We start from the raw sequence: 24,172 nt of genomic DNA, 5'->3' as shown, positions 1-24,172 counted from the left end.
TTTGCTCCCTGAAAGGCGAAGTCTTGTCGCAGAAAGGGTACCAGCACCGGTCGAGAAAGTGCTTTGTTTTGGGAAAACAGAGGCCCGATTTTGTGGAAAAGCAGTGGTTTTACCGGATCAACTCCCACATGTGAGACGTTCATCTCCCATATGTGGGAGATTTACTTCCCACTTATGGGATGTGAATTTACCCTTAGTGGGAATCAACTCCGACTATGGGAGTGAAACGGCTGTCAGCGGGGCGCGCCGACTTCTGCTGTCCCTCTGATTTCCGGTTGAAGAGCGACCCGAACCGAAATGCTTTCTCTCGGCGGCCAAAAGAACGAGAGTATTGTAGAATTGATTTGACGTTTGCCCGCCCTCGATGCGAAGCCGACTGCGTCTGGAGTGGTCGGCCGTCGACACTTTTTCTACACAAAGGCCGGACTTAAGTAGATCTTCAAAATTAATCGTAGCCATTTTAGTCGGAGGCAGTTCTCGACTTTGATGTCATCTATATCTCCCTTTTTCGCCATCTCGCCTTTCTTCATCAGCCGTGTAGCCCACTACACTCCTTCTTCACAAAGACAATCTATCGAAAAAATGAAACAAATATAGCGTTAATTCATTCTGAACACCTACTTATTCTTTTGTCAATTCCTAAGAATGTCGTACTTTTGCACCGATTTAGCACTTTTGTGCAACTTTCAACTGCAAACACCTCAGTCCTATTTATGGAAAAAAGAAAGATTCAATTTTCGCTGGTTTATCGCGATATGTTCCAAAGCTCGGGCAAGTTTCAGCCCCGCAAGGACCAACTCGAGCGCATTGCTCCTGTGATTATCAAGATGGGCTGCTTCAGCCGTGTCGAAACCAATGGTGGCGCCTTTGAACAGGTGAACCTCCTGGCCGGCGAGAACCCCAACGAAGCCGTGCGGGCTTTCACTAAGCCCTTCAACGAAGTGGGCATCAAGACCCACATGCTCGACCGCGGTTTGAACGGTCTGCGCATGTTCCCTGTCCCCGCCGATGTGCGCCGCCTGATGTACAAGGTTAAGCACGCACAAGGCACCGATATCACTCGTATCTTCTGCGGTCTGAACGATGTGCGCAACATCATTCCTTCCATCAAATATGCCATCGAAGGCGGTATGACGCCCCAAGCCACCCTGTGCATCACCACTTCGCCCATCCACACCGCTGAGTATTACGCCGGCATTGCCGACCAGCTCATCGCGGCCGGTGCGCCCGAAATCTGTTTGAAGGACATGGCCGGTATCGGGCAGCCCGCAATGCTCGGTGAACTTTGCCGCATGATTAAGACGAAGCACCCCGAAGTGATTGTGGAATATCACGGCCACACCGGCCCCGGCTTGTCGATGGCCTCTATTCTGGAAGTGTGCCGCAACGGCGCCGACATCATCGACTGCGCCATCGAGCCGCTCGCCTGGGGCAAGGTGCATCCGGACGTCATCTCCGTGCAGAGTATGCTCAAGAATGCCGGTTTCGATGTGCCCGAAATCAACATGGAAGCCTATATGGAAGCCCGCAAGCTCACGCAAGAGTTCATCGACGAATGGTTGGGCTACTTCATCAACCCTGGCAATAAGTTGATGTCTTCTCTCCTCCTCGGCTGCGGTCTGCCCGGCGGTATGATGGGCTCGATGATGGCCGACCTGACGGGCGTGATGAGTGCCATCAACGCCAACCGCGAGAAGAAGGGCGAAGCGCCCCTCTCGGAAGATGCGTTGCTCGTCAAGCTCTTTGACGAAGTGGCCTACGTTTGGCCTCGCGTGGGTTATCCCCCCTTGGTGACACCTTTCAGCCAATATGTCAAGAACATAGCTCTGATGAACCTCCTCACAGAGTCGATGGACAAGCCGCGCTACACCATGATGGACAACAGCATCTGGGGCATGATTCTCGGCAAGAGCGGTAAGCTCCCTGGTAAGCTCGATGACGAAATCGTGGCTTTGGCCAAAGAGAAGGGCTACGAGTTCAGCACCGAAGACCCCCAGACCAACTACCCCGACGAACTGGACCGCTTCATCAAGGAGATGGAAGAAAACGGTTGGGATCGTGGCCAAGACGACGAAGAACTCTTTGAGTTTGCGATGCACGAAACGCAGTATCGCGACTACAAGAGCGGTGCTGCCAAGAAGCGCTTTCTCGCCGACCTCCAAGCTGCTAAGGACAAAGCCAACGCTTCCGGCATGACGCCCGAAGAGGCCGCTGCCCTCAAGCACGCCAAGGCCGATGCCATCGTAGCTCCCGAAAGCGGTATTCTGCTGTGGGAAATCGGCGGTGATGCCGAAGGGGTGAAGGCCATCGAGCCTTTCATCGGCAAGGAGTACAACGAAAAAGACTTCTTCTGCTACATCGAAAACGGCTTCGGCAAAATCCTCGAAATCCCTGCTGCCCTCGGTGGTACGCTGGTCGAGGTCAATGCTAAGCAGGGTGCCCACGTCCAAAAGGGTGATGTGATTGCCTACATCGAGCGTTCGGAACGCGTCTAACCCCCTCTCCCTCCCTCTGACCCTATCGCCTTTGGAGCAACTTCGCAAGAAGTAGCCCCAAAGGCTTTTTCACTACTTCCCCATGTCGCTCCCCGCTCTCTTTGTCCGCCTCGTGGCCTATCGGCTCAGCTTGTTGCTGACGGCGGTCATCTTTGCCCTCTGTCTCTATGACCTGCCCGAAACCCCGCTAGACCAGGTGCGCTTCATCGATAAGTACACACACGTGCTGATGTATCTGGCTTATGGCACAGTGCTTTGGGTCGAAACGGGGCTTCGTGACCTCCCATCTCACAAGCGGTGGAGCATCTGTGTGGCTTGGCCGGTGGCGATGGGGGTGCTCATCGAAGTGCTCCAGTCGCTCTGCACGCTACACCGCCACGGCGACCTCCTTGATGTGCTGGCCAACAGCCTGGGTGTTGTGCTGGCCGTCTTCGTGGGGCGTGCGGCCTGCCGGTTTCTTTCTCAACATCGTTCTCTTCTTCACTAAACCATCGATATGCGCTATCTTAGGATTGATGACACCCATTTGACCCTGGTGGCCTGCACTGGTTCGCGGCAGGCCCCCTCTCCTCAAGCGGTTGTAGCGTTTGAGCATCGGGCGCTATCGCCCACGCTTTCGCTGGAAGCCGACTTGCGCGACCTTTGCCAAGCCCATAAAGCGTTTGCCGAAGTGCAGCCCACGCAGGTTGTCGTGGAAGGTCGGGTCACGCTGGTCCCGCTCTCGGAGTTTGAAGAGGAGGCTTGCGCCACGCTCTATCGCTTCTGCGTGACGGGCGACGATGAGTTGCAGCCAGCCATGCGCGTCTTCTACGACCCGCTTCCGGCCTCCAATGCCGTTTTGCTCTTCGCCTTGCCCGAAGACACCTGCCGCGACATCGAAGCCGTGCTGGGAGAGGTGCATTACGTGTCCTACCTGACGGCTGTCTTGCGCCGTCTCTCGGGCAAGGGTGCTGCCGGTAAGCGTCGTGTCTACGTGTATTGCCGCGACCAGAAGGTGGACATTTGTGTCTTCGACGGCACGCGCATTTTGGTGCTCAACACGTTTGAGGTGCAGTCGCCCACCGATGTGGCATACTATACGTTCAACTTGGCGCAAAGCTTAGGTTGGGAGCAGGAGAAGCAACCCTTCACCCTTTTCGGAGAAGAGGAGAAGGTACAGGACGTTGTGAAGCAACTACAACTTTACGTGGCCGAGGTGGGCAGTTTGCGCTTGTCGGCCGAATACAATCGACATCCCTTGACCGAAATCGCAGATATGCCTTTCGACTTGGCCACTCAAATTTTGCACCAATGAGAGTCATCACTGGAAAATACAAAGGTAAACATTTCGAAGTGCCGCGCTCGTTTAAGGCACGCCCTACCACCGACTTTGCCAAAGAAAACCTCTTCAATGTGCTTCGCGCCTACCTAGATTTTGAGGAGACGCGTGCGCTTGATCTCTTTGCCGGGACGGGAAGCATTTCGCTCGAACTGCTTTCGCGCGGCTGCCCGGAGGTGGTGTGTGTGGAGCGCGACCGCCAGCACTTCACGTTCTTGTGTCGCATGTTTGAGGCGTTGGGCGACAAGGCTGTACGAACGCTGTGTGGCGATGCTCTGCGCTTCATCGAGAAAAACGGACAACCTTTCGACCTCGTTTTTGCCGACCCACCTTATGCCTTGAAGGAGTTGCCCGAACTGCCTGACCGCATCTTGTCCGGCAAACTGCTGACATCGCAGGGACTGCTTGTCCTGGAGCATGGCAAGAATTATGACTTCTCTGCCCATCCTTGCTTCTTGGAGCATCGTGTCTATGGGGCGGTGAACTTCTCTTTCTTCCGACCTACGAATGATTAGTCAACTCTTTGCGCAAAACATTGCCGAGGCTTTCCCCCACGCCATCACGCCTCATCAAGAGGCTGCGGCTTTGAAGATGGGCGAATTTCTCTCCGACCCACGCACCTCGCAGGCTTTCATCCTGCGTGGCTATGCCGGCACCGGAAAAACCTCACTCGTGGGCGCTGTGGTGCGCGTTTGGCAGCAACTGCAACGCACCGTGGTGCTGTTGGCTCCAACAGGACGTGCGGCCAAAGTCTTCTCGCACCATGCCGGCAGTCCGGCCTACACCATCCACAAGATTATCTATCGTCAAGACGCCTTCAAGGGGGAGGATACTCACTTCAATCCCGGATGGAATCCTTTCAAAGAAGCCCTGTTCATCGTCGATGAAGCCTCGATGGTATCCAACAACGGCGGAAATCGCCTCTTTGGCACCGGTTGTTTGCTGGACGACCTCATCCAGTTTGTCTACACTGGCGCAGGTTGCCGCCTGATGATGGTGGGTGATACGGCACAGTTGCCGCCCGTGGGCGAAGAGGAAAGTCCGGCTCTGCAACCTTCCACCTTAGAGGGCTACGGCCTGAATGTGCGTATGGCCGAGCTGACGGAAGTGGTGCGCCAAGCCCAAACTTCTACCGTGCTCCGCAATGCCACCTATCTGCGTTTGCAAATCAGCACGTTCGACGGCACATCGGTGCAAGGGGCTTATGCTGACAATGAGGACGCCTATCATGCCGTCAATGAAAACGGCCTTCCGCTCATCACGGTGGGCGAGCACAGCGAAGTGCGTGTTATCCCCGGCGACGAACTGATAGAAGCGCTCGAAGCCAGTTATCAGAACTGGGGAACGTCTGACACCATCATCGTGACGCGAAGCAACAAGCGCGCCAACATGTTCAACCAAGGTGTGCGCACCCGAATCTTTGACCGCGAAGATATCTTGGTGCGTGGCGATCAAATCATGACCGTCAAGAACAACTACTATTGGACCGCGCAGGCGGCCACGCAGCTTGCTGAAGGTGAAACCCTTCCCTTAGCTTTTGTGGCCAACGGTGATAGTGCCGAAGTGGTGCGACTGCACAATGTCCACAACATGCACGGATTTCAGTTTGCTGATGCCACCTTGCGTTTCCCTGACTACGACAACTACGAGTTGGACTGCCGCATTCTACTGAGCACTCTGCTCTCAGACTCGCCTTCCCTCACGTCCACTGAATCCGCGCAACTCTATGAGGCTGTCTATCAGGACTATGTCGACATCCGCAACCAACGTGAGCGGATGAAAGCCATTCGTCAAGACCCTTATTATAATGCGTTGCAAATCAAGTATGCCTATGCTGTGACGTGCCACAAATCGCAGGGCGGACAGTGGCACGAAGTCTACATCGACCAAGGCTACATCCCTGACGACACCGACCCAGTGGCTTATCTGCGGTGGCTGTACACCGCTTTCACTCGCACCTCGGGCAACCTCTATCTAATCAACTGGCCTGCCGAGCAGACCACATCCTCTCCCTAAACCTATGATTGCAATTGTCATCAACGCACTCGCCGTAGTCGTCGGAAGTACCATCGGCGCCTTGGCCAAACGAGGCATCGGCGAAAAGTATATCACAGTGCTCAATACCGCCATGGGATTGGCGGCTTTGGTGTTGGGCATCAATGTCGCCATGAGCAATATGGGACGAAGCAAGCTCCCTGTTCTCTTTATCTTCTGCCTTTCCCTCGGTGGACTCTTGGGTACGGTGCTGCACTTAGACCAACGTTTGGAGGCCGCGACGAAACACATGTCCAAAAGTGGAAGCAACCTGGTGGAGGGCATCACCACCGCCGTGTTGTTCTGTTGTGTCGGCACCCTCTCTATGATGGGCCCCGTGCTGGCCGCGCTCAAAGGCGACAATACCTACCTGATGACTGCCGCCACCCTCAACCTCGTCACGATGATTGTCGTGGCTTCAAGCTATGGCTTTTGGACTTGCATCACCGCCCTTTTCGTCTTTGCTTGGCAAGGCACCATCTACGGCATTGCCAAACTCTCGGCCGACTTCATTTCGGATGACTTGATTGCCGAAGTCTCCATCGTGGGCGGTGTCTTGATTGCCGCAGCCGGACTGGGCGTGATGAACATCAAAGACTGCAAAACCATCAACCTGCTCCCCGCCTTGCTGATGCCCATGCTCTTCTTCCTCTTCAAAAATCTCTTAGGCTTTTAATCCCTTCACACTGCCAAAACAACAATCCATGACACCAACTCATCGCCTTTCCATAGCGTTGCTCCTCTCCGTTTTTGCCCTGACGACCTTAGCACAAGGCAAAGCCGAACTCCTCAATCCGCAGGTAGATTTGGGCGAGGTTGGGTGGAAAACTCCTGCCGCTGCCACCTTCCAACTGAAAAATGTGGGCAACACTCCTCTCACCATCACCGCTGTCGAAGGCGATTGCCGCTGTGCCTCCTTCCATTGGGAGCGGAACGCAATAGCTCCCGGCCGCACCACCACCATCACTGCCCACTACGATGCCGCCACACTGGGACACTTCGTCCAGCAGGTGCGGTTCGTTACCTCGGCCTCCGCTCAGCCGCTTTGGGGAAAGTTGCAAGGGCGCGTGGTCAATAAGTTGCAAGACGAAGCGGTGCGTTTTCCTTATGCCATTGGCGATGTGCGCCTCTCCACCGACAATATCGAATTTGACGCCTATCGCGGACAGCAGTTGCAGCGAACTCTCTTCGTTCTCAACAATGGCAAGGCCAACTATATGCCTGCATTGCTCCACCTTCCCAAGTACCTCACGGCCTATGCTGAACCAGAAGTAGTGCGGCCGGGCAAAGTTGGGAAAATCACACTCAACCTGAACACCAACGAGGTGCATGACATCGGCCTGACCCAAACCTCCATCTATCTGGCGCGCTATGCCGGCGACCATGTGGGCAAGCACAACGAGTTGGACCTCTCCGTCACCCTGCTCCCACCGGTGGAACAAACTCGCCTCGAAAATGCTCCCGTGGCACAAATAGACACGCTCATTGATTTGGGAAGTTTCAATGGGAAATCAAAGTTGAAGGGTGAACTCATCCTCTCCAACCAAGGCCATGCACCGCTGGTGGTCAAGACGCTCCAAGTCTACAATCCAGGCATCAGTGTCTCCCTCTCCAAATCGGTCATCAGGCCCGGCGAACGCGCCAAATTGAAACTTACGGCCAGCGCACAATCCGACTTCTTCCGAGGTCGCCGCCTTCTTTTGATTACCAACGACCCCAAGAATACAAAAATCATAGTACATGTGTTGATGAAAAAGTAACAAACATTTCGTCAGTCCAAAGAAAATACCTACCTTTGCACCAACAAACAAAAAGCCTATCGGAAAGTAGCGCAGTTGGTAGCGCACTACGTTCGGGACGTAGGGGTCGGGCGTTCGAGTCGCCTCTTTCCGACCAATATCGGTGATGAATACAGCCGATAGTCTTATTTTTTAAGATGAACGTTCAACCTCTGCTTCGGCAGAGGTTGTTTTTTTGCTATCTTCTTTACTGAGTTGTTTTCTTTGCACATTGTCTCTTCTGTCTGATAGAAAAATGCTAACTTTGCCCAAACACTCAATAAATATGGCTACACTTACAGAACACAAACAGAACGATTTCTCACTATTGGTGGAAGCCGCGGCCCGTTTGGCACAGCGTCTGCATCAGGGACAAGTCGATAAAGCGGGGATGGATTATTTTAGCGGTCATCTTACTGCGGTGGCCGCTAAGGGCAGAACTTGGCAAGAGCAAGTCGTCGGATATTTGCACGATGCTGCCGAGGATACGCCTCACACTGTCGAGGAAGTGATTCAACTGCTTGAAGCGGAACTGGGTGCACCTATAACGATACTCTACCGCGATGAACTTTCTACCGCTCTTCATCTCCTCAATCATCATGCGGCAGCCGATAGAAATACCTACATTGAAGCGATTGGCCAGAACCCCTTGGCTACGGCTGTGAAGCTTCACGATCTCTCTCACAATATGGATTTATCTCGCCTTCCTCATCCTACGAGAAAAGATTATGGTCGATTGGAGCGATATAAACAAGAGTACCATTATCTTTCGAAGAACAATGATTGTACTTTCAACACCGAAGTGCAACAAATCAGTTGAACACTATTGTGCCCGACATCGGAGGACATTCGACAAGCGTCAAGTCGTACCTCTCCATGTCGGGCACTTTTTGTGTCTAATCAAGAACACGTCCTGTTGAGCGAGCAGGCACTATCATAGTAGCACCGCACTTAGGGAAGTTTGGGGAACTTCGACCAGTCGGGCTTGCGCTTTTCGAGGAAAGCTTGGCCGCCTTCGTGGGCTTCGTCGAGGAGGTAGTAGAGCATGGTGGCGTCGCCCGCCAGTTCCTGAATGCCGGCCTGACCGTCGAGCTCGGCGTTGAGGCCGGCCTTGATCATGCGCAGCGCGAGGGGCGAGTGTTCCATCATGCGCTGTGCCCAAGCCACGGTTTCGTCTTCGAGTTGGGCAAGAGTCACCACCTTGTTGACCATGCCCATGCGCTCGGCTTCTGCGGCAGAGTAGAGGCGGCAGAGAAACCAAATTTCGCGCGCTTTCTTTTGGCCGACGATGCGGGCCATATAGCTCGCACCAAATCCCGCATCGAACGAGCCCACCTTCGGGCCGGTCTGCCCGAACTGTGCATTGTCGGCAGCGATGGTGAGGTCGCACATGAGGTGAAGCACGTGGCCACCACCCACGGCAAAACCATTGACCATGGCGATGACAGGCTTGGGGAGAGAGCGGATTTGCTTTTGCACCTCGAGCACATTGAGACGGGGCACACCGTCGCCGCCCACGTAGCCGCCACGACCTTTGACGTGCATGTCGCCGCCGGCACAGAAGGCTTCGGTGCGGATGCGCTCTTCTTCCGTCTGTCCGGGCAGAACAGGAGAGTGGGCACCGGTGAGCACCACCACCGCAATGTCTTGTGCCTCGCGGCAGTAGTGCAGAGCATCGGAGATTTCGGCCACCGTAGTGGGGGTGAAGGCATTGCGATAGCGCGGGCGGTTGATGGTGATGCGGGCGATGCCGTCGAAACAGTCAAAGAGGATTTCTTGATAGTCGGTGATTTTAGTCCATTGACGCATAGGGAAAGAAATTTTTAGGAGGGGTTAGGGAGTGAAGAAAGAGGGGAAAGCAGAAAGGTGCCGAACACCTCGAAGAGGACAGGACGCTGGCTTTCCACCGCGAGCAGGCGCTGGATGAGGATCTCGGCTTGTGCATCAGTTAGAAGGCCATTGGGCGAGGAGGAATGATGCGCCTCGTAGTGGCAGTTGAAGCTGCGAGCGATGCCCTCTGCTGTGGCGCTGTGGTCGGCACGGATATAAGTTTCGAAAGCGGGACTTTCCGGCAGTCGGGGCAAGTGGTTGAAGATCCCACCGCCGCCGTTGTTGACGAGGAGGATGCGCAGCGTACCATCGAGCTGCGTGTTCCAAAGCGCGTTGGCATCGTAGAAGAAGGAGAGGTCACCGAGGATGCAAAGCACTTTCTCGCCGCTGTATTTCCGCTGCCGAGCGAGGGCAAAGCCTGCTGCCACCGAGAGCGAACCTTCGATGCCGTTGGTGCCACGGTTGCCGAAGATGGGGTGGGGCGATGCTACAAAAAAATGGTTGCCCCAGCGTACAGCGCTACTGTTGCCGAGGAAGACAGCGGTCAGCGTGTCAAAACGATGCACGATTGGTTCCGGTTGAAGGTGCGTGCTGCGGAAGCGTCGGATACCATCGCTCTCAGCCGGTAAGGCTTCGATGAGGTTGGGCAGTACCTGCTCCGGCTCCGCTTTGATACTGACGCTGAGGTGACAGAACGTGTCGGGGGTCTCGTGGGTTGGGTCAATTCGCCACACCTGTGTCTGCGGATTACGACGTAACAACTGCTTGATTTTCTTGTCGACCATGGCACCACCGATGTGCAGCACGAGGTCAGGAGCAAAGGTGGAAGTCGCATCGTCCTCCTGATAGAGAAGAGCGTCTATCGCAGCATTGTCGGTCGGGGCTGGATAATGGCTTAGGCATTCAGCATAGATGAGCAACCGCGAGCGGAGGACATCAGCGGCTATGACCTCCGTGAGGGGCGCATCGTCCCACTCCCCGATGACCAAGAGCGGCATTTTGGCTTCGGCCAACCGGTGGCGCAATTCGTCGGGAAGCGCGAAGGTGGAAGGGCCGAAGCGTTGCAGGGGCGTCAGTGCGGGGAGCTCGGCCGTGGTGAGGACAAAGGTCGGTTCGCTGATGGGGAGGTTGATGTGCACCACTCGGCCGCCATCGAGTTGCGTGGCTGCCAGTGCCTCTCGTGCCACACGCCGACACCACCAGCGCTCCTCCTCGTTGTGCGGTTCTGGTAGCGTGAAGGTGCGTGCATAAGGGAGAAGTGCATCGGTTTGCGGCAGCGTCTGCCCATCGAGTTGGCCAATCCACTGCGGTGGGCGGTCAGCTGAAAGGATGAGGAGCGGAATGTGGCGCAAGGCGGCTTCGGCCACTCCGGGGAGCGTGTTGAGTAGGGCGCTGCCGGAGGTGACGCACACCACCACCGGTCGCTTCCGCCGTCCATGCAGAGCCAGGCCGATGGCCACGAACACCGCGCTGCGCTCGTCGGTGACGGGATGGACGTGCAGCCCTATCTGCGTGAGGTTGTGGACGATGGTGGCATTGCGCGAGCCGGGACACAGCACCGCATCGTGCGGTGCAGTGGGGTTGTTCGTGTCGGGACGCAGCAAGGCGGTAAGGATATTGACGTTGTCTTTGTTGCAATACATGAGTGCGTGGTCTGGAAAGAATACACAAAGGTGGGACGAGGACTGCCGGATTTGTCTCCGTGCATATTCCATGGTTCTACCCAATCCCATTCCTGAACATTTCCCTTAGGGAGCAGCAATCGTAACTCATAGGGGTAGTGAGCCTCTCAACTGGTAGAGACAAACGTTCCAATCAGTAGGGATAAATACTCATACCAATCATTCTAAATACCTACTTAGAGGGCATTCCCTTTGAGCAGGGTGCGCGCCAAACGTGCGGCTTCAGCACGAGCTGGCTTCCCGGTTGCGGTGAGGGGGAGATGAGGGATGCAGAGATAGTGGCGTGGCTGTTCGTATTTGTTCAGCAATTCGACACAAAGTTGAGAGAGTGGAGTCGTGGTGGGTTCGTGCAGCAGGGTGAGCGCTTCGCCCAGCAGTGGGTCGGGCACGGCGGTGAGCAGGAAGGGACAGGGTAGCTCGGCAAGCCGCTCTTCGAGTTCTTCGAGTTGGAGTTTGAGACCGCCCGAGCACACCACGTTGTCGACCCGACCCAAGATGCGGAAGGTGCCGTCGGGACGAAGTTCGGCGCGGTCGTTGGTGAGAAGAGGCCGGGGGGTGGTGAGAGGATCGTGGATGAGTAGGCGTCCGCTTTCATCGATCGACAGGCTCACGTCGGGCAGGGGGGTGTAGGCATCGGCAGCCGAAGGGCCGTTGAGGCGTCGGAGAGCAATGTGGGAGAGAGTTTCGGTCATGCCGTAGGTGCTGTAGACTTCTCCCTCACAGGCTTGCACAGCTGCCAACAATTGCTGACTGACAGCCCCACCACCGATGAGGATACGGGGGATGCTGCAGAAGCATTCGCGCTCGCCGGGAGTTTGCAAGGTGGTGAGCGCCTGCATGGGTGTCACGGCAATGAAAGAGGGCGCGACCTGCTGGTGGCGCAGGGGATGGGACGAGGGAGCTACGGCAATGAGGGGAAGATTTCCCACCAAGGCGCGCACCGTCATCATTTTGCCCGCCACATAGTCAAGTGGCAGGCAGAGCAAGGCGGTATGATGGGGAGCAAGTTGCAGTGCCTCAAGTGTGCGATGGGCGCTTGCTGCCATATCGCGCTTTTTTACTTCGAGGGTTTTGGGCCGTCCGGTACTGCCGCTCGTTTTGACCTTCATCGTAGGCGAGGGTTGCTGCCATTCATCAGTAAAAGCACGTACTTGCGCTTGGAAAGCACGCTCCGTGGCATCGGCAGCCCAAAGTCGTTGTCCTTCGAGGGAGAGGGCGATGTGCGGATAGTTGTCGACAAAAATCTGGCCCGTACCTAAACCCTGAGGTAGGGCGGCATCAGCGGTATATCGTGTGGAGCACCACTGGGCGATGGCGTTGAGACCGACGTTGCTTTCCAGAGCCGAAGTGCACCAGTGGCCGATGCCGCGCTCGTCGGCCAGTGCCATCCACTCCTCTGCACCGCTGAAACCGCCGTGGAGCGAGGGCTTGAGCACGAGATATTGTGGGCGAAGGGCATCGAGCAGTCGAGTGCGTGCTGCAGTGTTGTTGTGCCCGATGAGCTCTTCATCGAGGGCTATGGGGATGGGACTGTGTCGGCAGAGGTCGGCCATGGCTTCCCAGCCACCGGCGGCAATGGGCTGCTCAATGCTGTGGATGCTGAACGGAGCGAGGTCGGCCAGTCGCTCCTCGGCCAACTGAGGGGAGAACGCGCCGTTGGCGTCAAGGCGGATTTGGAGTTGGGCGGGAGAAAATCGGCTGCGCAGGTGCTCGATGAGCCTTCGTTCTTGGGCGTAGTCAATGGCACCAATCTTTAACTTGATACACGAAAATCCAGCCGCCACCTTTTCTTCGACGCGGGCCGCCATCTCTTCGTAGTTGCCCATCCAGATCAAGCCATTGATGACGATGGACTGCTCACCGCGTGTGAAGGGAGAGTCGTAAAGCCGGAAGGGAGAACCACCCACCAAGCAGGCGTGATAGGAACGCAGCGCCGTTTCCAAGCCCATCAAGATGGAAGGAAAGGATTGCAGCATTTCGAAAGGAATCTCGCCTGTTTGCTGCAAATGTCGGCAGGCTTGCGCCAACACCTCCTCATAACGTGCGGGGTCGTCGCAACTCAAGTCCGGCAGGGGCGCGCATTCGCCGATGCCGTAGGGAGAACGCGAAAGGCCGCCCGTGGTTTGCTCACCGCGTACCTCGACATACCACACGCGGCGCTCGTGGTAGATGCCTCGTGAGGTGCCGGCAGGCTGCTTGAAGTGCAAGGTTTCGGAGCGGAAGGAAACGGAGAGAAAGGACATGGGAGAAAGGATATTTAGTGAACAACGGGCGAGAGGAGGTGAGGATTGATCGGCACTTCACACGGCTGAATGAGCACATCTATGTCTGTCTCAAGTTTGTCGTCGCAATGGCGAAGTTGGGTCGTGAAGTGGTAGCGTCCGCTTTGAGACGGGTGGATATCGTTGAGGTACAACTCGCGGTCGGTGGAAATAATCGTGCCGTCAGGTGCTTTCCACTCATAGGTATCCAAGTCGTAGGTGGACCGCAGATGAAGTCGGATGTGAGGACAGGCGCGTATACTGTTGGTCGGGACGAGGCGCATGCTTTGAGCACTCATCACCGTGACGGGTTCGAGGAAATATTGCCCACAGGCTTCTTTGGCATAAACCATAAATTTGTCGCCTGTTACGCCGGCCACAAAGTGAGCTACACCATCGGCCGAAATGTCGTCGGGTGCCGACTTAACAATGGTGATACCGTCCGGTGCGCGGAGTTCGTAGGTGATGGGGGCTTTCCCTTTGAGGCTCTTCACCTCGATGTGCCCCACGGAAGAGGGGGTGTCCTTACAACTATAAGCTTTCAGATGAGGACGCGACACTTCAAAACTGAGGGCCGGTACATGAAGGTGGAGAGTGTCGAGATTGCAGTTGAGTGAGAGTCTGTAGTCAACACCTATTCCCAAGACATAGTCGCCGGGCTGGGTAAGTTCGATGACTTCGCCTGTTTTAACGCGTAAGTTGGGCGTGTAGCCTCCCGCCACACCATCAATGATGGCGAACAAGGCGCTTTGTCCGCTGTTATAGAGAGTGCCCTGCCTGAAGATATTCCCTTGAGGTCTGAGTTGCAGTTTGCCGCAATCAATGCTGGAAGAGTAGGTGAAATCCTGTGCGCTGAACATACCAGCCCATGTGGTGCTGAGCAGACGCACGCGGCAAGGGTCGCCTTCTGGAAGTGAGCGGTTAATCTCTTCGAGGGTGTAGCTGCCCGGCGGAAGCGATGCTGTGGTGGTTTCGAAATATGTACCGTCGTAGGAGGAATTGGTTGTGAAACGACCGGGTACTTCCCGACCATGATTGTCCAGTATACGATAGGACATCTGTATTTTACCATCGACATCCCGCAACGGTGGTTCTTGGCCGTTTTTACCAAAACGGAGGAACAAACTGCCGATATGTTTGCCACAGGGGGAAGGATTCCAAAGCCGGAATTCGAGTTCGTTGCTGGGGGCATCTTGCCGAATGGTGGTGGGCGCTGTATAAAGTAGAGTCGTCCCATCGGTTTTGTAGACCTTAATGCGATAGTCCACACCATATTCGAGAGGGTTCGACACCTTGTCGTAACTTCTGTTGTCATTCGGGCCAAAGTAGTTGAAATCCGTGACACTGTTGATGGTTTGCACACTCTGCGCATAGCCATCGCTTTCGCGCTCAATCTTCAGTACGAGAGGGAGACAGGCTGAGAAAGTGTTGAGGTTGTAGAACTTACGCCAGTGGTTGCAGAAAGTTTGAAACGGCAACTTCTCATAGTCGACAAAGCGCTCCGGAGTGGTTGTTGCTTCCCAGGTATTGGTGCCATCGGTCGCTTCGACATACCATTTCTTGTTGTAATCGACGGGCATCGTCACTTGGTCGGTAGCAGAGTTGAGAGTATAGGTCCCGGACACCGGTCCCGTCTTGTCATTTTCGCGCAGGGTGAGTGTGACAGGGTAGCACCAAAGTCGGTAGAAGGAGAAAGTTTGGTAAGAGATGGTCCACCCATACTTTTCACATTGACTTTGAGAACCGCTTTGCTGCAACAATGGCTTGCGAAGTGTAATCTTGTGCTCATTGCTGATAGATGGGCAGTCTTTCAAACGCACGAAGACCGAAAGCCCTTTGGTGTGAAGGTCGCGCAGAGTGTAGGGCGTGAGGTCGAAACGCCGGGCAGGAGCGTGAGCAGGTGGCGTGATGAGCGTTTGCCAGATATTGGGTGTTTCGCCGGTAGGCGCAATCGCTATCTCAAACGAACCACTCTCGTAGTACTTTTTGAAGTTTTCGTTGGAAAACTGAGCACTGTGGTAGCCCCAATAGTTGAAGAATATGTGATTGCAGTCTTCGGCAGGTGTGAAGCGTTCGTGTATCCAGGAGGCAGGGGGAGTGATGGTGGGCAGGTCGGCGTTTTTGAGCGTGGCAAGAGTGAGGTCGAGTTCGCGTCCCTTGCCATATTGGTCGCGGATGTCGAGCTTATAAGTACCAGCAGGATAGTTTCCGGTGAGTACCAGTTCATGCGAACCATTGGCTCCGGCTTGCTTCGAGAAGGTGGTCAAGCCCAAAGGTACGCCGATGGGAGCACTCTTGATAGTGCAGGTAAAAGTGGAACCGCCGTTTTTCACATTGACTGCAAGAATACCGGTGGGGCAGGCATCGAAAGAACCACGTACGAGCCTACTTTCGACAATGGTGGGCTGAACGTAGGAGCCGGTGACCACAAGGTTGGTCAGCGTCTTACGGAAAACCTTGCTGTTGTCGGCTATACAGACAGCGGTCATCGTCAAGTCGTAAGTACCAGGAGCCAAGTTGTTGATGGTGGTCTGACTGGTGAGAGCGGGATTAGAGGCGCCGGTTGTATTTGGCGTAGCCTCGAAGATATAGTTCACATCGGTGGCTGCACCTCCCACAACACTTGTACTGATGTGGAAAGCACCATCACTTGGCCCAATAGAATGGGTGATGGTGGCTGTAAACGTTACATCGGTAGGACATTGTGCTGACAAGGACAGAAGAACACTGCAGAAAAAGAAGCTCATCATCCATACCACTTTATAAAGAAAAGAGTGCATCATGATTTACAGATAAGGAGCAGAAGCGTGTAGCCCAAGATGAAAAGAAAAGCAGCAAAAGGCACGAGAAAAGCTACGGAGAATCCAGCTTGTTCAGCTACGTGGGCCATCAAATAAGTGCCCAATGCACCGCCGATGGGGGTCATCATCATAAAGGACGACGCGTGCTTTACTTGGCGAGCAGTGCAGCCCTTTAGGGAGAGGGCAAAGATGGTGGGAAACATCACCGCCTCGAAAGCATATATGAGCAGTAAACTCGCGAGCGCAACACCGAAACTCCCCAGCATCACGCCCAAGGTGGCAACGACAGCCCCCAAAGCGCAGCCGAAGAGATAGTGGGCAGAAGGAATACGACGCATCAAAAGACTCCCCACTACACGAGCGAGCATAAACACCAAAAGTCCACCCTGCGAGAGAAGGTGGGCAGCCTGCATCTTGGGGTAGTGATGCACATCGGTCATATAATTGACGAAAAGCGAATTGATGGCGATTTCTGCAATTTCGTAGATAAAGAGGGCAGTCAGCCCCAACACAAAAGTGGGATTGCGCCATACGGAGAAGAGACTTTCAGGATGTGCAGACATTGCTGCACAATCCGACTGCAACTCCGGGAGTGGAAAGCGCACAAAAGCCAAGCACACCAATAGAACCACAGCACCCATCAGGCCGTAGGGTAGGGCCAAACCCGACTTTTGCTCAAAGAGCATATAACTACCCAACATAGGACCGAGAATGCAGCCCAGTCCGTTGAGCGACTGAGAGAGATTGAGGCGAGACGAGGCAGTGGCAGCATCGCCCAGCGAGGAGGAGTAGGGGTTGGCAGCGGTTTCGAGAAAGGCCAACCCACAACCTAAAATGAAGAGGGCAAAGAGGTAGGGGGCAAAAGCGCCAATGGCTTCGCAGGGGATGAAGCCCAGCGCACCGATGGTAAAAAGCAGCAAGCCAAAGACCACACCGCGTCGATAGCCCCATCGAGTGATAAATAGGCCAGCGGGTATGGCCATCAGCCCATAGGCCAAATAGACGGCGGCCTGCACCAACGAAGACTCGGTGAGGGTGAGATGCAACATTTCCTGAAAGTGCTTGTTGAGCACATCGAGGAAGGAGCGCGCAAATCCCCAAAGGAAGAAGAGGATAGTGATGAGTAGGAAGGGGGTGAGGTAACCGCGTCCTACGAGCGTTGGTTTAGAGGTGGACATGATGAGAAGGAGGAGCTTTGCCAGAAGTCGAGATATTGTCGTGCCACCTTGATGTGATCATGGTAGCGTTCGATGTAGATGCGGCTTTCGTGTGAGAGATTGGGAATTTCGCTTTTGTGCTCTACCAGCCAACTGAGGGCTTCGTAGACGCTTTCCTCATTGGGCTGCACGTTGAGAATAGGACGTAGATCAGAGCAACCGAGGATTTCGTAGTTTTCTGGTTCTCCGCCACCGACCACGATGAGCCCTTGTGCCATGGCTTGTAGGGCATTCATGGCTGGAGTGTAGGCGTAGAGTTGGTCGAGAAGGACATCGGAAGAAAGCAAGAGTTGCTTGTATTGTTCAAAAGGCACGTTCTCCACCTGCACGATTTCAACGGCATCGGGATATTGTTCTTTCAGTCGAAGGAGGGCGCGAAGCATGATGTCGGTGCCTTTATAACTATTGCGTGCGCGTTGAATGCCGATGAAAAAACGGATTTTACGATTGGGTGCAAAGACTTTCTTCTCAAAGTCTGGGATGAGGGTTGCTGCATCGGCATCAATGGGGAAAGGAATGAAGCGGAGCTTGTGTTCCCACTCTTTTTTGTAGGCCGTATAGTATTCGTAGAGCCCTGCTACGATGCCATCGCAATCGCGAGCAATAAGGTGGTTGAGTGTGCCTTTGCTGCCTTTGAGCCAGTCGGCAATCCAAATCCGATTGTCCTCACGTTCGCGCACTTTTATTCCGATATTGAAATCGCTGTAACGAAAGGTAGTGCAGTCCAGTCCGGCTTTGACCCAATAGTAGTCCATACCGAATGCACCGAGAAAAACACGGCGGTTGTGGCGGCGCAGATAGCGATAGAAAGGAGCAATACGTTCGCCTTTCAAGGAGATAAAGACGGGATTGATGAGCTGGACCACATCAAAGCCACGAAAATGACGAAAGCACCGTAGCAGGTGGAGAAAATAACAGAGAGATACTCCACGACGTGTGCTCGCCCGACGCAAATCCACATCACGATCATAGTTCTTCCAGCCATCGCCATCGGAGGCTACCACCACCTCGTGCCCTAACTCCCTCAGCCCTTTGGCCAGAGTGGCGTGTACATTGGAATATTCACCTATAAGTAGAATTTTCATAGAGAGTATATGGCTAATTTTGAATACCCACTTCTATTCAACACTTCATAACGGCTTCATCAAATGTGCCCTTCTCGCAAATGCTCTTGTTGCGTAGACGAGAGCGGTAGGAGTAAATGGTGGGCAGCGAGTAGTTGAGGAAATGAGCGATGCGGTTGCTGTCGGTCACGCCAAGTCGGACCAGAGCGAAGACACGCAGTTCGGTGTTGAGGATTTCATCGCGCTTGGGATAGGTGCGCGCTTCGGGAAGCAGCAACGCATTGAAGTTGTCGATAAACTTCGGGAAAAGTGTAACGAAGGCTTCATCGAAATCGAGGAAGAAAGCTCGCTCTTCTTCATGAAGAAACTCGTTGCCTTGAAGTTGCGCGCCGAGCTGGTCGTATTTCTTGGCCTTCGATAGTTTGAGGAGTTCGCGGCGATAGTTGTCGAGGGTGTCGATATAGCCGCGGCAACGTTGCAGATAGCGGGCGATGTAGGTTTCCTTCACCTTGTCGGCGGTGTGTAGTTCTTCGTTGGCATGGATGAGCGCCTCATTGACTTCGCGAATGGCGCTCAGTGCTTCGGCCAATTCGTGGCGCGCGATGCGAAGTTTGTGCATCTGCCGACGCATCAGGAAAAGGAAAACCACGAGCATCAGCAATACTATGCCTACCAATATGGCGATGACAGTGGCCACATATTGCTGTTCGCGTACCTTTGCTTTGTGGGCTCGCTCGATGATGGGAAACACGCTGGAGGCTTCAAAACTACGCAAGCGGGCTTTGCAGAAGTTGGCATCATCCATCGTGCAGAGGAGATAGTCGTAGGCACGCACCACATCGCCTTGCTCTGAGAGCGCGATGGCCAATCGAGGTAGGGAAGTGTATTCGGTGATGCCGCGTTGAATGTCGTTGAGAGCCGCCAAGGCTAAAAAACGTAGACTCTCTTCATCGCGTCCCATCACTTTGGTGGCATCGGCCAAGAGTATATAGAGGAAGGTGCGCTGCTTGTTGTCGGCTTGTTTAAGGGCTTCTTGACAGAGATGGTAGGCTGACCGGGCTTTGCCCTCTACTAGCTGTTTGTCGGCTTGCACAATCTGCAGGTCGATACCTGGGGGTTGAATGGCGAGGATGCTGTCGCGATAGATATGGGTGAGGGCCAGAAAATCTTGCTGCCGATTGGCAATCTCCCCAAAATCACTCATCCAGCCGTAGACCGTGCGACACACTTGGTAGTAGTAAAGGCGGGTGGCAGGCATCAATTGCCGAGTATCAATGTGGGTCAAAGCTTCGTTGGCAGCATTGTAGAGACCCATCACACCGTAGGTTTCAGCCCGTCCGATTTGCACCCGCGCGGCATAGTCGGGGTCGGTCTTATAGCGTGGATGAAGCTCCATCAGACGCAGATAGAACAAGGCTGAGTCACTCTGATGGTGCACATAGTTCTGGAACAACTGTGCATAGGCTTCGGAACGTCCCACTGCGCTGCCCTTTTGTGCGCGATGGCGTAAGGAGGTGAGTCTCTGTTCGAACTGAGCACGGTAGTCCTCTTTTTGAGCAATGGTCTTGTCTAACAGTGTGAGGAGTTCGCGGGTTGGCAGTGCTTCCGGTGATTGTCCGTGCAGTGACAAGGAAAGCACACAGAAAAGCCCTCCTATCAAGAAGCGTGAAATCATGGTCTTTATGGAGAATTTAAGGGTGCATTTGGTTGAACTCAGGATCATCGGGCGACATCATACGCAGCCCGGAAGAGTATTTGTTCTTACGTGGAGCGGTCTTCCCACGTCCAGCCGGTGAGATAGAGGATGGAGCAGAGGGCGCCTCGTTAGTGGCAGGCAGAGAAGTGGGCTGATGGGCCAGCATTACGTCTCCCCCATAGCCTTGGTAACGTTGTAGGATGGAGCGAACATATCCCTCTGTTTCCGCACCAATCATGTAGCCGTATTTGACCACGGGGTCACGATAGTAGGCGGGGTGTTGCAGCGCCAAAATATAAGGAGCGACTTGATCCCAACGTTGAGGGTCTTTGCCATACCTTCGTGCCAGAGCCATCGCGTCACGCACGTGTCCGACACCACCATTGTAGGCGGCAAGGACAAACTTGATGCGCTCTCGTCTATCTCGAATGTCGGCAAATCCAGTCGTCAACTTTCGGATAAATTGTGCCGCTCCTGCCACATTGCGTTCCGGATTGTTGACTTCATGGGCCGGAATGCCGAGGTCGGCTGCTGTGCGTGGCATGAGTTGCATCAACCCTTGTGCACCGGCCCAGGAACGTGCGTTGGGGTCGAAAGCACTTTCCTGATAGGCTTGGGCAGCGATGAGCCGCCAGTCCCAGCCGGTTGTGGCGGCTGCTTGTTTGAACAGGTGGTCGTAGATGGAGATGATGCCTCGCGAACGCGACAGGTAGACGGCTTGCGCACGGCGTGTCACATGATGCACCATACGAACGCGCTCTGTTACGCTCTTTTGCACTTTGGTGAGAATGTCGGGTTGATACCATTCGTCAAGCGCATGTGCCAAGGCTTCTGAATTCTTTTTGACCGCCCAGGCTTGCTGCCTTTGGGTGTGAAATCCTGCGGGTTGCAGATGGTGGCTTTGGAGCAACTTCTGGCTAACCGGAAGTGCCACAAGGTCTGCTTGCCCGGTTTCGAGCAGGTGCAACAGGCGCAGAGTGTCGGTAGCCACTTCCACACGAACGCGCAGTCCCTCGGTGTTGGCAAAATCCTCTGCCAAGGCATATTGTTCGCCCATCGGCATGCCATGATAGTCATAGTAGGTGTCAGGGCCTGAGAGGGTAGCAATGATGAGTTCACCACTGCGCTGAATGTCCCCGAGGTCATAGCTGCCCTGCTGGGTTTGTGGAGCTTTGGCAAAGGCGCTCTCCATCGTCGAACGGCTGTCTGACTTTGACTTGCAGGCAGTAAGAGCGAACAACAGGCAGAGCAACCACAGAATGGGCTTTGTCATACTAAAATCAAATCATCGAGCACCACATCGTGTGCATCGGTGGGAATGTCGGGTAGGCACTGGAAGTCGAAACCTACTCCTATGGTTTTGGCCTGCACTTCGGGTTGCGCCAAAAAGCGATCGTAATATCCTTTCCCACGTCCGCAACGATGCCCACGAAGGTCGAAGGCTAAACCAGGCACGAGGATAAGGTCGATGGTGGAGAGTGCCGAAAAGACTTGTCCTTGCGGTTCGAGGATATTCAATGTGCCATGTCGCATCTGTTCTTCGAGGGTAAAAGTCTTGACGTACATCTCCTCCCCTTCAACGACCGGTAAGAGCAGTTGCTTCTGCGCTCCCCAGTGTTTCAGCACCCCCATTGTGGGCACTTCATCGGGAAGGGCGCAGTAGAGCATCACCACCTTAGCCGAAGAGAAGTCGGCGCGCTTTTGTAAACACGCGAGCAACCGTCCAGCGGCGAGGGTCAGTCGACTCTCGGAGAGCAACGCTTGTTTGCGTAGCCGAATGAAAGAGCGAATTTCGGGTTTGGTCATAGAAGCCATGAGGAGGAAGCCATGAAGTGATTTTGGTCTTGGGAGATGAAATTGTGGTTTCTTTTTGAGGGAAAGCCTTGCCTTGCTTGAAGATAGTGGTAGCCTGCAAGAGGAAGGGGTCGGTGGCGTTGCTGAACTCCACGGCAGCAGGTGTGCCGAGCAGGTCGCCCAAAATGAGGCTCGTGAGTTGCCGCTCAATCAGTTTGTGCGAGGTCTTAATCATCAGGTTACGCCGCTTGTTGCCGTGTTGTTCGGCATAGTTGGCAAAGGCTTCGACCAGATTTTGCTGGCGGAGGTGCTTGGCCACGGCAATGGGGGTGTCAAACTTAGAAAGGCGCGCGCGCTGCTTGTCGACATACCAATAGGCAAACTGATAGAGGGTGCCATCGAGATAGACGTCCTTATAATAAGGGGTAATTCCGAGTGTGTCGCGCGGCACAAAATAGTCGGGGATGATGCCACCACCTCCATAAACAATGCGTCCAATCCGTGTTTTGTATTTTTGTCCGGAAGTCTTGATGCTGTCCGAAGAGAAATATTCGCCTGTGGCAGCACGCTCCAGCAGGTCGGCTTCGTAGGTGGCTTCATCACCGGGGGTGAAGGGCTTCTGCACGCAGCGTCCCGATGGAGTATAATAGCGAGCGGTGGTGAGTCGCAACATACTGCCATCTCGAAATTCGATGGGTACCTGTACCAATCCCTTTCCAAAGGTGCGACGCCCGATGAGTGTGGCGCGGTCGTTGTCCTGCATGGCACCGGCAAAGATTTCGCTGGCCGATGCGCTGGTCTCATCGACCAAAACGACGAGAGGCAACGTCTGGTAGGCACCGCGGCCATCGCTTTTGAAATCTTCGCGTGGGAAGTGCACGCCCTCGTTGTAGACAATCAGTCTGTTTTTTGGGAGAAACTCATTGGCCACTTGCACGGCGGCTTGTAGATATCCGCCCAAATTGCCACGAAGGTCGATGACCAGTTGCTCAAGTCCCTGAGCGTTGAGCGAAGCGAGGGAGGATAGCACTTCGGGATAGGTGTTGTCGCCCCAGGTGTTGATACGGATGTAGCCCGTTTGGGCATCCATCATATAGGCGGCATCGACACTCTTCACCGGAACGGCTCCACGCGTGATGGAGAAGTGTTGGAGTGCCTTTTCGCCATGGCGCTTGATGCCGAGGCGCACCGTGCTTCCGGCAGCGCCTTTCAGCCGCTTCATCGTCTCGTCGTTGTTGACCACTTTCCCGACATAGGGCTTTTGGTCCACGCTGATAATGCAGTCGCCGGCGCGGAGTCCCACGCGTTCCGAAGGTCCGCCTTCGATGACGCGCACAATGCGCACGGTGTCGTCGTAGATGGTGAATTGCACCCCAATGCCCGAGAAGCTCCCTTTCAGGTCTTGCATGGACGCCTCTACATCTTTCGCACTAATATAAGTGGAGTGAGGGTCGAGTTCTTTGAGGATTTGAGGCATCGTGCGCTCCACAAAGTCGCCCATGTTGATGGTGTCAACATAGCGGTCGCTGATGATCTGCATGAGATCGTTGATTTTGTTGCTCGAGGTGTTGATGAAGCTCACCCGATTGCCCGAGAAGAGGTTGGAGTAGAAGTTGCCAATCAGTACCCCGACGACAATGGCGGCAGCAACACCGAGGGGCAGAAGGCGGGAGGTATAGTGTTTCATAAAGGAACGATTATGCGTAGAAGTCGGGGGATAAAGAGAAGGCAGGGCTGAACTTCCTGACGAAAATACAACCCACGTATCAGAGTTCCGGCAGATGCTCCACGATGATGCCGGCGCGCTGGAGCAAGGCCACACCATCGTGCAGACGATAGGAACGGGTGTAGACCACCCGCTTGATACCGGCCTGAATGATGAGCTTGGAACACTCGATGCAAGGTTCATCGGTCACGTAGAGTGTGGCGCCATCGGAGTTGTTCCCCGAACGTGCAATCTTGGTGATGGCATTGGCTTCGGCGTGGAGCACATAAGGCTTGGTTTGCCCCGTTTCGTCTTCGCAGACGTTTTCAAAGCCTGCCGGCGTACCGTTGTAGCCGTCAGAGATGATGCTTTTGTCTTTCACGATGAGCGCCCCCACCTGTCGACGCCGGCAGTAGGAGTTCTCCGCCCAGATGCCTGCCATGCGCAGGTATCGGTAGTCTAAGGCCGTCTTTTTGTCCATGGCTCAAAGAGGATAT

Annotated in this window: 19 protein-coding genes, 1 tRNA gene and 1 pseudogene; 9 read left to right on the top strand and 12 right to left on the bottom strand. The window is 54.6% G+C overall.

The window, feature by feature from the left end:
- Positions 1–713: 713 nt before the first annotated feature.
- The 9 genes from H8527_RS06360 to H8527_RS06320 all read left to right on the top strand — a co-directional run bounded on the left by H8527_RS06360 (position 714) and on the right by H8527_RS06320 (position 8,445).
- Complete coding sequence (locus H8527_RS06360; protein WP_187546610.1) at positions 714–2,495, top strand: biotin/lipoyl-binding protein; 1,782 nt, start codon at positions 714–716, stop codon at positions 2,493–2,495.
- Between the two features lie 82 nt (positions 2,496–2,577).
- Positions 2,578–2,982: a VanZ family protein gene (locus H8527_RS06355; protein WP_187546609.1), complete on the top strand. Its 405-nt coding sequence runs from the start codon at positions 2,578–2,580 to the stop codon at positions 2,980–2,982.
- Positions 2,983–2,991: 9 nt separating this feature from the next.
- Entirely contained in the window at positions 2,992–3,789 is a 798-nt protein-coding gene (locus tag H8527_RS06350) for a DUF3822 family protein (RefSeq protein ID WP_187546608.1), read from the top strand.
- Complete coding sequence (gene rsmD, locus H8527_RS06345; RefSeq protein WP_187546606.1) at positions 3,786–4,328, top strand: 16S rRNA (guanine(966)-N(2))-methyltransferase RsmD; 543 nt, start codon at positions 3,786–3,788, stop codon at positions 4,326–4,328. The genes H8527_RS06350 and rsmD overlap by 4 nt, the downstream gene beginning before the upstream one ends.
- Positions 4,321–5,829, top strand: coding sequence for an ATP-dependent RecD-like DNA helicase (locus H8527_RS06340; RefSeq protein ID WP_187546604.1), 1,509 nt, complete (start codon positions 4,321–4,323; stop codon positions 5,827–5,829). Before rsmD ends, H8527_RS06340 begins: the two co-directional genes overlap by 8 nt.
- Before the next feature lie 4 nt (positions 5,830–5,833).
- Complete coding sequence (locus H8527_RS06335) at positions 5,834–6,523, top strand: DUF554 domain-containing protein (RefSeq protein WP_187546603.1); 690 nt, start codon at positions 5,834–5,836, stop codon at positions 6,521–6,523.
- Positions 6,524–6,551: 28 nt separating this feature from the next.
- Positions 6,552–7,607, top strand: coding sequence for a DUF1573 domain-containing protein (locus H8527_RS06330; protein WP_187546601.1), 1,056 nt, complete (start codon positions 6,552–6,554; stop codon positions 7,605–7,607).
- 60 nt (positions 7,608–7,667) lie between these two features.
- Positions 7,668–7,743, top strand: a tRNA-Pro gene (locus tag H8527_RS06325).
- A 168-nt stretch (positions 7,744–7,911) separates the two neighbouring features.
- Positions 7,912–8,445 carry a phosphohydrolase gene (locus tag H8527_RS06320; RefSeq protein WP_187546599.1) on the top strand — a complete coding sequence of 178 codons (534 nt, stop codon included), beginning with the start codon at positions 7,912–7,914 and terminating at the stop codon, positions 8,443–8,445.
- Positions 8,446–8,576: 131 nt separating this feature from the next.
- On the opposite strand, the gene menB is transcribed toward H8527_RS06320, so the two are convergent.
- The 12 genes and pseudogenes from menB to H8527_RS06265 form a co-directional block, all read right to left on the bottom strand.
- Complete coding sequence (menB, locus tag H8527_RS06315; RefSeq protein ID WP_187546597.1) at positions 8,577–9,434, bottom strand: 1,4-dihydroxy-2-naphthoyl-CoA synthase; 858 nt, start codon at positions 9,432–9,434, stop codon at positions 8,577–8,579.
- Between the two features lie 14 nt (positions 9,435–9,448).
- Positions 9,449–11,098 (bottom strand): 2-succinyl-5-enolpyruvyl-6-hydroxy-3-cyclohexene-1-carboxylic-acid synthase, encoded by a 1,650-nt coding sequence (menD, locus tag H8527_RS06310; RefSeq protein WP_187546596.1) that lies wholly within the window; start codon positions 11,096–11,098, stop codon positions 9,449–9,451.
- Positions 11,099–11,313: 215 nt separating this feature from the next.
- Positions 11,314–12,246, bottom strand: coding sequence for an AMP-binding protein (locus H8527_RS09930; RefSeq protein WP_255498543.1), 933 nt, complete (start codon positions 12,244–12,246; stop codon positions 11,314–11,316).
- A gap of 78 nt (positions 12,247–12,324) precedes the next feature.
- Positions 12,325–13,380, bottom strand: a pseudogene (locus tag H8527_RS09925) (o-succinylbenzoate synthase); the annotation flags it as partial.
- 14 nt (positions 13,381–13,394) lie between these two features.
- On the bottom strand, positions 13,395–16,181 hold the full coding sequence (locus H8527_RS06300; protein ID WP_187546592.1) for a hypothetical protein: 2,787 nt from the start codon (positions 16,179–16,181) through the stop codon (positions 13,395–13,397).
- Positions 16,178–17,377 (bottom strand): MFS transporter, encoded by a 1,200-nt coding sequence (locus H8527_RS06295; RefSeq protein WP_187546591.1) that lies wholly within the window; start codon positions 17,375–17,377, stop codon positions 16,178–16,180. The genes H8527_RS06300 and H8527_RS06295 overlap by 4 nt, the downstream gene beginning before the upstream one ends.
- Positions 17,350–18,501, bottom strand: coding sequence for a glycosyltransferase family 1 protein (locus H8527_RS06290; protein WP_187546589.1), 1,152 nt, complete (start codon positions 18,499–18,501; stop codon positions 17,350–17,352). The genes H8527_RS06295 and H8527_RS06290 overlap by 28 nt, the downstream gene beginning before the upstream one ends.
- Positions 18,502–18,538: 37 nt before the next feature.
- A complete protein-coding gene (locus tag H8527_RS06285) occupies positions 18,539–20,155 on the bottom strand; it encodes a DUF6377 domain-containing protein (protein WP_187546587.1) in 1,617 nt (538 codons plus the stop codon).
- A 16-nt stretch (positions 20,156–20,171) separates the two neighbouring features.
- Complete coding sequence (locus H8527_RS09975) at positions 20,172–21,449, bottom strand: transglycosylase SLT domain-containing protein (protein WP_187546585.1); 1,278 nt, start codon at positions 21,447–21,449, stop codon at positions 20,172–20,174.
- Positions 21,446–21,934, bottom strand: coding sequence for a 5-formyltetrahydrofolate cyclo-ligase (locus H8527_RS06275; RefSeq protein WP_255498539.1), 489 nt, complete (start codon positions 21,932–21,934; stop codon positions 21,446–21,448). The genes H8527_RS09975 and H8527_RS06275 overlap by 4 nt, the downstream gene beginning before the upstream one ends.
- Entirely contained in the window at positions 21,852–23,657 is a 1,806-nt protein-coding gene (locus H8527_RS06270; protein WP_255498538.1) for a S41 family peptidase, read from the bottom strand. Before H8527_RS06270 ends, H8527_RS06275 begins: the two co-directional genes overlap by 83 nt.
- Before the next feature lie 79 nt (positions 23,658–23,736).
- Positions 23,737–24,156, bottom strand: a complete 420-nt coding sequence (locus tag H8527_RS06265) for a dCMP deaminase family protein (protein WP_187546581.1) — start codon at positions 24,154–24,156, stop codon at positions 23,737–23,739.
- Positions 24,157–24,172: the final 16 nt, after the last annotated feature.

It is taken from the genome of Alloprevotella sp. Lung230, from assembly GCF_014385435.1.
Taxonomy (GTDB): domain Bacteria; phylum Bacteroidota; class Bacteroidia; order Bacteroidales; family Bacteroidaceae; genus Alloprevotella.
This window is presented reverse-complemented; position numbering and strand designations above follow the sequence as displayed.